The following is an 11,915-nucleotide window of genomic DNA, read 5'->3' as shown; positions in this document are numbered from 1 at the left end:
GGGGCGGCATGGAGGAGGAGGCGCCGTTGGACATGGCGCCGCAGGTCTCCGACGAGGGTGGGGTGGCACAGCAGGACCTGCCGGTGTGCGGGTCTGGCCTGTACTGCAGCCTCAGCCCGGTCTCGGGCGCCTCGATGTGCGTCCAGACGCCCACCTCGACGCTGGCCATCTACTGCTGCCCGTCCGGTCGGCGCATCTATCACACCTCGGGCGGCGGTCAGTTCTGCGCCTGAGCGTGAGCCGCTGTTGAGGTGAGGAGCGGGGGGCACGAAGGACGTGCCCCCCGCTCCGGACACCTGGGTGCAGTCTCGTGCCGCGCCGTGGGCTCCGCCGGTTCAGGCGCCGCGCGGTGTCGAACTCCGGTATTCCGCGCGCGAATCCAACGAATTCCAGGAGCCCCTGGTGCTCGTTGCGGAGCACGTCGTGGCACCTTGTTTGATTCACGTGAAGCAGAAATAATCCCGCGGCACTTCATCGGGATGGTTTCAACGTTGTTGCGGATTCGCGAGTCGCAGATGAGTTCGTTGCGCAGCGCCGTGATGGACGGCCGCGTCGCGCAGCTCGTCACGGCGCTCCTCGAGGAGCCCTCCGCGGTGGAGCCCGCGTGGACCCGCGAGCGGCTCGTGCCGGTGGTGCGCAGGGTGGTGGACCGGGGCATCTTCTCGCTCGACGACGTGCGCGTGTACGTGCGCCTCGCCGAGTCGCTGGGAGATGACTTCGAGTCGCAGCGTCCCCACGCGTGGATGCGTTCGTGGCTGGATGACGCCTCCGTTTCGGACCCTGTCGCGCGTCTGCACCGCGTGGTGCGTGAGCGCCGCCGCCGCGAGGACGTGGCGGCGCAGAACGAGCGGAAGGAGGCAGCCTTCCGCCTCCGCCACGCCACGGTCGGCAAGGGCCGCTGACCGTTCCACTCCCAGAGAGGCCTCATGTCCCCTTCCTCGACTTCACGGCAGGACCCGGCGGTTGCTCCCTGTCCCTTGCAAGCGGGCAAGGGACAGGTGGAGGTGGTCGTCGTCGATGACCGCGAAATGCCGCTGTCCGGCGTGGCGGTGGAGCTGGCGCGGGGGGCGACGGACGAGGCGCTGCGCATGCGCACCGACGAGCACGGCGTCGCGCTGTTCGAGGGGCTCGAGGAGGGGCGCTACCGCCTCCGGTTGCTCGACGTGGAGCCCGCGCTGTGGCGAGTGCTCGGCCGGCTCCCCCTGCCTCCGCGCGCTGCGGGCGCCGCGCCTCGCTGGAGCGCCGTCTCGCAGCCCAGGCCGCTGTCCTGGACGTGCGAAGGGACGGAGTCGCTCGCGGTGCTGGCGGCGAGGCTGGGGGTGCGTCCCTCGCGGCTCATCGACGCGAGCACGGGGCAGCCGCTCACCCCGGAGGTGGCCCCCGCGCCGGGGACGCGTGTGGAGGTGCGGCCGTTCTCCCACGAGTGGACGACGGTGGAGACCGGCTTCCGGCAGGTGGTTCACCGCATCGGGCTGCCCCTGTCCCTGGTGGTGGTGCTGCGAGACGGCACGCACCACCCCCGCGCGCACCAGCCCTACCTGTTGAAGGTGTGGCTGGACGACGAGGAGGAGCTGCCCGCGCGCGAGGGCATGACGGACGCGGAGGGCCGCATGGCGCAGGTGCTGCCCGCGCGCGCGGCGCGGGGCGAGGTGACGGTGTCTCCCGGCCGCGACGACGAGCGCAAGGTGACGCTGCGCTTCGCGGCGCTGCGCGCGACGAGCGCTCCGGAGGGCTTGCAGGAGCGGCTGGAGAACCTGGGGTTCTCCTGTGGCGGCGAGCGTGGCCAGGTCGGCCCGAAGACGCGCCTTGCCGTGGAGTGGTTCCAGTACGCGCTCGGGCTGCCTCCGAGCGGAGAGGCCGACGAGGCGACCTGCGCCGCGCTGGGCCTGTTGCACCGCTCGTAGCACCGGAGGACTTTTCCCATGCAGTGCCCCAACTGCGCGCCCGGCACCATGCGCGACCTGTCCGTGACGCCACCTCGCTGCTTGGAATGCGGCGCGGTGCTCGTTCCGGCGCCTCCCAGCACGCAGTCCCCCTTCGGCTCGATGGAGACCGATGTCGAGGAGGAGGACTTCGAGTTCGAGGAGTACGAGACGTATGAGGACCTGCTGGCCTCCCAGGAAGAGGTCGAGCGGCTGGAGAGCGGCGACTACGACGACGTCCTGGACGACTTCCTGGACGACGAGGAGCCGCACCGGCTCTCCAGCGACGAGATGCGAGAGGAGACGCTCCGGGCCTCGCTGGTCACCGACGACCTGACGCCCCCGGAGTCGCCACCGTCCAACGCGATGAGCGACGACGTCGCCGAGGAGCGCTGTGTCCCGCTGGGCGTGGAGACCACTGTCTCCGACAAGCCGGTGGTGCCGCCGAGCTTCCCGGTGCGGATGCTCCTGTGGAACATCGCCGACCTGGGCGGAGGCCCGAGCGGAACGCTCCCGGTGCGCAAGCAGTGGACCATTGACGCCCTGGCCCACGTCATCCGCACGGCGAACGCCGACATCGTCACCATCCTGGAGCTGAAGAAGAAGGGGGGCATCCGGCTGGTGGAGCCCAAGCCGCCCGCCCAGATGAAGCAACACACCGGCCGCGGGGGCAGCGGGACGAAGCTGCCGGTGTTGATGCGACTGGCGGCCGCCTTCGTTGAGCCCAGGGGCTACCAGGTCAAGACGGCCTCGGGCGCAGAGGTCGGCCAGGTCGCGGCGCGGGAGGCGGCGCTCCTCAATGACCTGGCGAAGCACTTCTCGGAGCGCGTGCGGCGGACCCTCTGGCCACGAGACGAGCAGGGCGAGGACGACGAGGCGCGGGACCCCGTCCCTATCGATTGGAGCGAGACCTCGCAGGAGCTGGACGCCGACAAGCTGGGCATCATCGAGGGCAGGCTCGATGCGGCCTGGGGGGCATGTGAGCCAGACCTGGTGAAGCGCTTCGGCAGGCCCGCGGCGAAGAAGGCGAAGGACGAGGCCGACGAAGAAGACGAGGAGCCGCCCGAGGCGCTCGTCGCGACATCGATTGACGTGTTGGGCAAGAAGCAGGCGAAGCTGGATGCCTACTGCCTGCTCTGCGTGCGGCTGCTCGTGGAGGAGGGCTACTACGATTGGCTCCAGCCCTACGCGAGCCGCTACACGTCGAAGGAGAAGGACTCGAAGAAGGGCGGGCCGGAGGCGACGGAGAAGCGGAAGCGGGACGAGCTGGCGCAGCTCGGGGTCACGCTGCTGCGCGAGCACTGCGGCATCCTGTTCCATCGCTACCTGGCCGTCGTCGCGGGCATGGAAGCCGACGAGGTCCCGGCCACCAAGCAGCTTGTCCTCGAGAACAGCCTGCACCGCTCCAACGACGCGCATCTGCAGCGCGTCTACGAGAAGAAGCTCGCGGAATATCAAGAGCGCAAGAGCGAGGTGGAGGACGCGCCGGAGGCCCACGCGGGCCTGAGCGAGTTCATCCGCATCCGAAATGCGCTGAACGAGCAGTGCAAGGCGCGCGGTGAGGAGGTCTATGCGTCGTGGCCCGCGGAGGTGCCCGACCAGCCCGTCAAGGGGCTCTACACCCAGGATGAGGCGTACGGCGTCCTGTGGCGCAAGTCCAGGTTGGACGTGGACGAAGCGGCCATCTCGTACCTCAGCGCCTACGTGGCGAAGCGCTCGCCGGGTGGCGAAGTCCCGTCAATGGACGTCGACGTGGAGATGGGGGACGAGGCGGAGGAGGCGCAGGCGCAGCCCGTCAAGAGCCTCTACAGCAAGCGGGAGCCCATCCGGATTCCGGTGCGGCTGGCGCAGGTGCAGAGCGCGCCCGAGGTGAGCGTGGTGGCGTGGCATCCCCCCGCGCCGGGAGACCGTAACAAGAACGCGCGCGGCACGGACTTCCGCGCCTTCCTCCAGTACTGCAAGGACGAGCGCCAGGAGAAGGTGCTCGGCGTGGTGCTCTCGGACCTGAACATCGACACCGCCCGGCCCAAGGCCGAGCTCGCGAAGGATGGCACGCCGTACATCGACACCTGCGTGGAGCGCTTGTCGTTCCACCAGTTCTTCCAGACGCTGCTGGGGCCCGAGGCGGATGCAAGCCACCTGTACGCCATGGCGCCGCAGCTCTCGACCATCGCCAAGAGCAAGTTTGGAAGCTGGGCGGTGGACAGCGAGAAGGCGTTTGGGGACGGCTCGCTCAAGACGCTCCGGAGCTTCGTCAACAGCAAGGTGAAGCCGGAGCTGTTCGCCCCCTTCAAGACGTCAACGGGCCGCGAGCTGCGGCCCGCGCTCTCCTCCGCGGAGGACGTGCTGGCCCACATCGAGTCGTTCATCACCCCGCCGCAGCAGCGCTACGGGGCGAGCGGCTACGACAAGATTCTCGTGTACTCGAGGCGGACGGATGGCTGGCTGCTGGAGCAGTCGTCGGTCTACGTCATCCCGTTTCCCATGGTGCTCGCGGACGAGCAGGAGAAGGGCCTCTTCTTCATCCACGGCAACCTGCTGCCCAAGCACCTCCAGCCGTTCTGGCGGCTCATCCAGTTGGAGGACGCGAAGCTGCCCGAAGACAAGCGGATCTTCGACAAGCTGCGCGCCCCGGGCGTGAAGCTCACGGGCTCGGAGGACGCGCGCTGGGAAGCGGTCATGGTCGCCGCGAAGAAGCTGAGCGACCACATGCCGCTCGTCTCCGACCTGCGGCTCGTCTACAGCGGCGAGGAGGCGCTGGTCGTGGAGGAGGTGGAGGTCGCCACCGAGACGGTGTCCGCCGAGCTGGGTGGACTGGAGGCGCTTTGTGCCGCCTATCAGAAGTCCCACGCCGCGGATGATGAGGCCACGAACGCGCTGAGCGCGATTCTGGACGCCGCGGAGAGGGTCCCCGCTTCGGACCATGCCCGCTCCAACGCGCTGGTGGCGGAGGCCATGCAGTGGCGGGAGACGTTCGCCGCGCTGCGGAGCGCGGGCTTCGACCCGGAGGCGTACTGGGACAGTCGGCCCGCGCTGAAGTCGGAGAAGGGGAAGGACAAGGGCGGCGGCAACGGCATCTCGCTGGACACCCACCTGGCCTCCATCCACCAGGGGCGGGTTCCCAACGCGGGCGGAGGGGATTGTCTGTTCCGCGCGCTGTCTCAGTTGTTCTTCGGCACGGAGGAGCACCACCGCGAGGTGCGCCAGGCGGTGGTCAATCACCTGGAGGACCTGCTCGCCGGGCAGTCGCTGGACGGTGGAGGGATGGTGGGGCCGGCGACGGCAGCGACGTTCCGGCAGGACATGGGGTTGCTGCTCGACTGGCACCGCGTGGCCTGGCCCCACGAGCCCGCATACCGCCGCGTCGCGGGCGTGGACCCCTGGCGGCAGTACCTGCGGGCCATGAGCAGGGACCGGGCTTGGGGCGACCACGTGGCGCTGGCGGCGGCGTCCCACCTGTTCCAGGTGCGCTTCGAGATGTTCGCTCGGACAGGGGCGACTTCGTACTGGACGGACCTGGTGGACTTCGTGCCGCGCACCGAGGGACACGCGGCGCGGCCCCTGCTTCGACTGGCGAACCTGGGCAACGCGCACTACGAGGCGGTGGGGCCCACGGATGCGCCGCTCCCCCCTGCCTCGGCCTTCCCCGCCGTACTGGAAGCGCTCAGCGCGCGCCGCCGCCGCGACGAGGGGCAGGCGCCTCCATCCGGCTCGAAGAAGGTCGAGTCCCCCCAGTCAGCGACCGCGCCCACGAAGCCCGCCACGTCGGATCCGTCCACCGTGGGGCCCGTGTGCAAGTGGACGCACACGCACTACTTCAAGTCCGACACGCCCGCCCACCACCCGCACGCGCTCTTCCTCTTCGGAGAGAACGACGCCTCGAAGAAGAAGAAGCACTCCCAGAGCAACACGCAGGCCGTCATCCGGATGAATCCGAACGCGCTGGGGATTCGCACCTGCTGGATCGCGGGCGTGGGCATGCGGGACACGGACCTCGCGAAGAACCAGGTGGCGATTGATCAGGACTGTGACGAGGCCGTCCAGCTCCTGATGAGCGGCAAGTACACCACCCTGGTGGTGCCGTGGAACCACGCGTTGGACAGCGTGGACATCGGGACGGGGATTGCCGCGCTGCCCGCGAACGCGCCCAAGACGTGGGCGCACCTGACGAAGCGCATCGACGCGCTCATCGACTGGGCAAGCAAGCACCTGGGCACGGTGCTGGTCGTCCCGCAGGTGAACGCGCTCGTGCCCACCGTGGTGCAGCAGCAGGCGTCGGACCTCCACCTGCAGGAGGTCTCGAACGTGATGAGCCAGTCCTCCACCATGGGAGATGACTCCAGCACGAGCGTGCTGGGGCAGCCGAACGTCGTGTCTTTGAGGACGCTGCTCTTCTCCGGAGCGACTTCGCCTGAGACGGGCCTGTTGTCGGACAAGGACTACGAGAAGAACAAGGCGATGCTCGACGAGGACCTGGCCGTGCTCACCCAGAAGGTGGAGAGCGGCCAGTACCGCAGGCTCGTGCTCGAACGCGACGAGGAGGGGGACATCGTCCTGGGCACGGCCTTGGGGAAGCTCGACCAGCACGCGCCTCGGACGCTGGACTATCTGCGCGAGCGCCTGGAGGCGTTGTGCAGGCGCTGTGCGGAGGTCCACGTCAAGCGCGCGACGTCAAAGGGGCAGGTCGTCGAGGACGAGAACTCGATGCAGGGCATCGAGGGGTCGCAGTCCCTGGACTTCCTGTCCGTCGACGATGGCCGTACTTCTTCCGAAGGAGTCAAGCGCAAGAAGCCCAGCTTCGCCTACGAGGACGAGGAGGACGACGACGCCACCCAGGAGATGGACCCGGCGGAATGGGGGACCTCGGCGTTCTCGGACGCGAGCTTCAGTGGCGGGTCACAGTCGTCGCAGTCCTTCTCGGGCTCGGGACAGGTTGCGCCGTCGAGCCATAAGAAGCGCAAGTTCAACGGGCCGCCTGCGAGCGCCGAGGACGATGAAGAAGTGCAACTCGTGAATGACGACGACGTGCCGCCCCCGCCTCCCGTTTGGGAGGAGGGGGATGAGGCAGACCCCAAGAGGCATAAGAAGGGGCCGACTGAGTAGGGCCTCGGCCTGAGTGCCGCTTCCACGACAGCTTCATCACCGCACGACCCATGTGCGGTTGGCCTTTCATCGCGGGCGGTGTTCACCAGGCGATTGAAGTGCCCATCATTGAAGCTGAGGATGGAGTCCCCGTGGTCGACCGCCTGCTACCCCAGGTCCACTGGCAGCCGACACGCCCAACGCCGCCCTGGAAAACACCCTCATGGCAAACCCAAGCGCACGCGCCCTCGAGGAGTACACCGCCCTTGTGGAGCAGCAGCGGTCGCAGGCCCTGAGTGCCGAGCAGCAACAGCGCCTCGAGTTGCTCCGAGACGTCCTCCTGGAGCTGGGGGCGCTCCCGCCTGAAGGCAGCTCCCTTCCCGTCAGGCCGGTGAGGGCGGACGCGGTGCTCGAACTTTCGTTCGCCACCCAGGACGACGTGGTGCGTGCCTTCAGCAAGAACATCGGAACCGGGGGGCTGGCCATCCGCACCTCGCGCGTGCTGCCGGTTGGAAGCATGCTGGAGCTGCGAATCACGCTGCCAGATGCGCCCGAGCTCCTCATCGCCCATGGCCAGGTCGCCTGGTCGCGGGAGGAGGGGATGGGCGTGGCCTTCACCCAGCTCCCGGCCGAGGGTGAGCGCAGGCTGAAGGAGCTGCTGGTGAAGGACGCCTCGCTGCTCAATCGCGTGCGCAACGTCCTGCGCACGGACGTCCGGGAGTTGCTGACGTCGGACGTCCGCGAGCTCGGAAACGCCCCGACCGTCGCTCCCAAGGCAGCGGAGGCGGTGGAGGTGGATACGCGGCCACTCGTCCTGGTGCGCCTCTCCGACGCGCGGCTGATGACGCTGGTCTCGGAGCTGTTCGCGCAGAAGGGCATTCGCGTGGTGACGGAGAGCGACACGCCCGTGCCGCTCGTCGTCGTCGACGCGAGCTCGGCCCTGGATGTCCTCACGTCCGCGGCCCGCATCGGCACGCGCAGCGTCATGGTGAACGTGAGCGGGCCGGACTCGTTGGTGGGCCGGCTCTCCCACCTGAATCCCGCGGCGTACGTGAGGCACCCGGCCAATGCGGCTTCGGTGTTCCACGCCGTGGAGCGGCTGCTCGCGGCCTCGCCAGGACAGCCGGCCCGGGGTTCGCGCAAGTAGGAGAACTTGGGGTGCCTGCCTGGCGAACGCCTCGGGGCGCCGCGACCCTGCCGGCGCCCCGATACGCGGCTCAGGCGACGCGGGGGAAGTCCACCTCGGTGCCGGCCACCACGTTGAGGTAGTTGGTGAGCACGTTCTGCGCGACGGCGGCCACCACCTCCACCAGCTCCGCGTCGCTCAGCCCCTCCCTGCGCGCCTGCGCGAGCTGCGGGCCCACGTCCGCCGCCCGCGTACGGGCAATGGCGACGGCAAGGTCCAGGATGGCCTGCTCGCGCGGGTCCGCCGAGCGGCCCGAGCGAAAGCCACTCAGCTCCTCTTGCTTCACACCGTGTCCCTTCGCCAGCGCCGTGTGCGCGGAGAGGCAGTAGGTGCAGCGGTTCAGCTCCGCCACCGCGATGGCGATGGCCTCCTGCGTGCGCGGCGACAGCGTCGCGCCGCCCATGGCGTTGAAGTAGCCCGCCACGGCGTCGAGCGCAGCGGGGGAGTGGGCGAAGGTGGAGAACATCTTCGGCACAGCTCCGAACTTCGCCTTCAGCGCGGCGAGCGTGGGCTCGGAGGCGGCAGGCGTATTCGTGGAGCCAACAGGGGCGATGAGGGGCGTCGTCATGGGGTGCTCCCAGGGACAGCGGGTTGTGTGGCAGGTCGATTGGTTTCGACTCGATACCAAATGCGCTCGCCGCCTCCGCTTGTCAAGTCGGTGTCGACACGATACCTTTGATTCATGGCTGGAGACCGCCTCTACGTGCTGCTTGAGCGACTCGGGAACCTGCTCCGCACGGAGGAGCGGGCAGCGGGGCTGCCTCACGGGCTGCAGCCGGTGCACCTGCAGGCGCTGCGCTACTTGCAGGCTTGCAATCGCTACAGCAACACACCTGCTGCGCTGACGGAGTACCTGGGGCTCACCAAGGGCACCGTGTCCCAGACGCTCCTGCTGCTGGAGGAGAAGGGGCTGTTGCGGAAGGAAGCCGATACGGAGGACCGGCGCGTCATCCACCTGCTGTTGACGGAGGCGGGCCGCGGGGTGCTGAAAGAGGCCTTGCCACCCGAGCTCTTCAAGCGGGCCCTCACGCGGTTGCCTGGTGATGGCGCGGCACTGGAAGAGGCCCTCTCCGAGCTGTTGAGCTCCCTGCAGGCCGCGAATGGCCAGCGCAGCTTCGGCGTCTGCGGCACCTGCAAGCATTTCCAGCGAGAGGGCTCGGGGCGCTTCCGCTGCGGCCTGACACGGGAGCCGCTGTCACGCGAGGACAGCGAGCTGCTGTGCAGGGAGCATGCGGCCCTCCCGGCGGGCCACTGACTCTCGGATCGAGTCGCTCGTCGGGCTTGATTCCCTTCCGGAACCAGGCGAACCGAAAGTGGCTTTGTGGCTCAGGACGTGGGCGTGGACTCTGGGGCCGAGAGGCCCGCCGCGACCTCCAGCGGCAAGTAGCACATAGGCCGTGTCACCCTCGGCCACCCTCACCGCCTCCGTCTGGGTGACGTAGCCCTCCTGGAGGTCACCAGGGTGTAGACGCCCGGGGGCACGTTCCTCGGAGCGACGCGAACATCGCGGGGGCGTGGAAGTCGAGCAATCGGCAGGCGCGCGTGTTTCGGGGCAAGCCGAGCACCGATTCCAGGCCAATCCGAGCAGTGATTCCGGAGCAAGGGGGCAGCCGTTCCGGGGATGCCGAGCAGGCATTCCAACGATTCGAGACCAGGTGGTCCAAGGCGCGCTCCGGTTGCTGCTAAAACCCGTCTTCAAGGCCGACTTCTCGGCACATTCGTTCGGGGCGAAACCTGGGGCACGCAACCCACTGGCGCGCCACTCCTCCAATCGTCTCTTCCACCTCTTCGCCAGGCACACAGGGTGTCTGGGGCGCTCAATACGCGCATGAGGCAGTTTGAGCCTGTCCCGGTTCCGTGGCTCTCCCGCACTTAGTGTGCTCTCCCTCAGAAGAGCAGGCAGACGCAGCAGGGCGCCATTGGAGACAATCTCCTCGGGAGGCCCGGATTTCGAGCCGGACTCTCTCTCCTGCATCAACCAACGTGCGCCCTCTCTGCCAACGTGAGTGAGACAGTTCGTACCCGGCAGTTTATCAACTTTTCGGCCGCTCACAGCGCTGCACCGGCCGCGCGGTTTCCGAACTCCTGGTCGCCGATGACCAGAAATCTGCGCTTCTTACTGACCATCAACACTCCCCTGGTGGACGGGCTGGCGAAGCTGGTGGTGCCCCTGGCGCCGAGTGCGCCGGCGAGCAGCGATGCGCCCCCGGTCGGAGCCGTGCCGTCCATTAGCGTGAACGTGCACCTCCACCAGGACGGCTCGGTGAGCGCGGACGTCCAGGCGCCGGGCGCAACGGAGCACTCGCGGCGCCTGGGCCAGCACCTGGGCGGGGCCGTCCGCCGGGTGATGTTGGAGGAGATGCGGCCTGGCGGCTTCGTCTACGACTTCGTCAACAGGCGGAGGTGACGAGCGAGAACCGCTCTGACGCCTCATTGGTGGATGGGAGGGCGGCGACGTGCTTGGAATATCAAGCCGAAGGTACGCAAAGATTGGCGTTCGTTGCGCGGTGGTTCCCCGTGGGCGAATGCCTTTCGCTCCACCAGGGAGATATGGCTATGGTGGACGCCTCAACCCGAGCACTAAGGAGTGACTTCATGAAGAGGCCAGTGGTTCTGCTTTTGAGCGCGATTTCGATGCTTGTTGCTGCCGGGTGCGGGCCGGACCTGTCGGAGAGCGAAGCCAGAGACCATGAGACACAGGAGCAGGCGGCCGTTCCAGGGTGCATAACGACTGTTATCCCGCCATATGTGATTTATAATTCTACGACAGGTCAACCTCGTGGGGTGGAGTCGACTGCGACAGTCGTGTGCGGTTCGGTTCAGCCTCATATTGACGTGGCGGCCCGCGTGTTTTATCCGGCAGGTCCTCGGGGCGTGACCAATGGGTGGACGTGCTATGGTGCGTCATCGTGCACGGGGGTAGCACGAGATGCGTATATCCCGGGCGTATGGGAGTCGCGAGGCCTCTCCACCATCGGAGGAGATACAGCGACCATAACAGTTTCGCTGTAAGTGGTTGTGAGAGGTGCGAGACCGACTCGATTTTATGAATCGGAGGCCGGCTGCACTGCGAGGCCCGCCCAAAGCTATAAGCGGGCCGTCGATTCAGCGCTCAGGGCAGATGTCTTCCCAGTCGACTTGCATGAAGGCTGTCTGGCTCCCTCGGCGGAGCACTGGGCCGTAACACGAGCAGAACTCCGAGCCAACCCGTACTGAGTACGTGGCATCGCTGAAGTAGCTGTAGCTGTACGAGCTGTTGCCGCACCACGGCAAGGCATCCTCCCTGGATGCGAGGTTGTCCTGGTCGCCGACTTCTCCTTCGACACCACCACAGCCGAGCGAGAGCCCGGCCGCGAGTCCAAGGGCAGCGAGCATCACTGGTATCTTCATGAGGCATCCTTTGGTGAGGAACTCCGTCATCGGGTTCCGGTGCCTATTCAAGATGGAAGGCGAATGCTGGTGAATCGTGGAATGCCCGTATTGCGCTGGGCGTCCGTAACCGTCCGGTGGACGTCGTGCCAGGAGGCTTGATGACGGACGAGGACCGTGTTCGGCGCGCGCCTCGACGAGCGAGCTGTTCAGTGACTGAGCTGGAGGAGCGAATCGGGAGGGTCGGCGGCGCGTCGCCGCTTCCACTCGTGGGGTAGCAGCTCACCGATGCGCGAGTTGGGGTGTGTCTGCACGCGCAGCAGGACGTCCGCGAGATACGTCTCGGGGTTGACGCC

At 67.7% G+C, this 11,915-nt stretch carries 10 protein-coding genes; 7 read left to right on the top strand and 3 right to left on the bottom strand.

The annotated features are described in order from the left end of the window. The 5 genes from HV826_RS34695 to HV826_RS34675 form a co-directional block, all read left to right on the top strand. The coding region (locus HV826_RS34695) for a hypothetical protein (RefSeq protein ID WP_217918897.1) at nucleotides 1–233 on the top strand (233 nt) is incomplete at its 5' end. Between the two features lie 282 nt (nucleotides 234–515). Then, nucleotides 516–902 (top strand): hypothetical protein, encoded by a 387-nt coding sequence (locus tag HV826_RS34690; RefSeq protein WP_255217557.1) that lies wholly within the window; start codon nucleotides 516–518, stop codon nucleotides 900–902. A gap of 24 nt (nucleotides 903–926) precedes the next feature. Further along, nucleotides 927–1,904, top strand: coding sequence for a peptidoglycan-binding protein (locus tag HV826_RS34685; protein WP_217917921.1), 978 nt, complete (start codon nucleotides 927–929; stop codon nucleotides 1,902–1,904). Nucleotides 1,905–1,922: 18 nt separating this feature from the next. Next, the gene (locus HV826_RS34680; protein ID WP_176421308.1) at nucleotides 1,923–7,025 is read left to right on the top strand and encodes a hypothetical protein; all 5,103 of its coding nucleotides are present in this window, start codon (nucleotides 1,923–1,925) and stop codon (nucleotides 7,023–7,025) included. A gap of 202 nt (nucleotides 7,026–7,227) precedes the next feature. Continuing rightward, nucleotides 7,228–8,151, top strand: a complete 924-nt coding sequence (locus HV826_RS34675) for a PilZ domain-containing protein (protein ID WP_176421307.1) — start codon at nucleotides 7,228–7,230, stop codon at nucleotides 8,149–8,151. A 70-nt stretch (nucleotides 8,152–8,221) separates the two neighbouring features. Here HV826_RS34675 and HV826_RS34670 read toward each other — a convergent pair whose 3' ends face one another. Then, nucleotides 8,222–8,758 (bottom strand): carboxymuconolactone decarboxylase family protein, encoded by a 537-nt coding sequence (locus HV826_RS34670; RefSeq protein WP_176421306.1) that lies wholly within the window; start codon nucleotides 8,756–8,758, stop codon nucleotides 8,222–8,224. A 114-nt stretch (nucleotides 8,759–8,872) separates the two neighbouring features. On the opposite strand from HV826_RS34670, the gene HV826_RS34665 reads away from it, so the two are divergent. Both HV826_RS34665 and HV826_RS34660 read left to right on the top strand, forming a co-directional pair. After that, complete coding sequence (locus HV826_RS34665) at nucleotides 8,873–9,445, top strand: MarR family winged helix-turn-helix transcriptional regulator (RefSeq protein WP_176421305.1); 573 nt, start codon at nucleotides 8,873–8,875, stop codon at nucleotides 9,443–9,445. Nucleotides 9,446–10,285: 840 nt separating this feature from the next. Beyond that, a complete protein-coding gene (locus tag HV826_RS34660; protein WP_176421304.1) occupies nucleotides 10,286–10,597 on the top strand; it encodes a hypothetical protein in 312 nt (103 codons plus the stop codon). Nucleotides 10,598–11,295: 698 nt separating this feature from the next. Here the strand turns inward: HV826_RS34660 and HV826_RS34655 are convergent. After that, nucleotides 11,296–11,580, bottom strand: a complete 285-nt coding sequence (locus HV826_RS34655; RefSeq protein ID WP_176421303.1) for a hypothetical protein — start codon at nucleotides 11,578–11,580, stop codon at nucleotides 11,296–11,298. Nucleotides 11,581–11,768: 188 nt separating this feature from the next. Beyond that, nucleotides 11,769–11,915, bottom strand: a 147-nt coding sequence (locus tag HV826_RS34650) for a transposase domain-containing protein (RefSeq protein ID WP_176421302.1), incomplete at its 5' end; no start/stop codon positions are given.

The organism is Myxococcus sp. AM010 (assembly GCF_013372585.1).
Lineage (GTDB): Bacteria > Myxococcota > Myxococcia > Myxococcales > Myxococcaceae > Myxococcus > Myxococcus vastator.
This window is presented reverse-complemented; position numbering and strand designations above follow the sequence as displayed.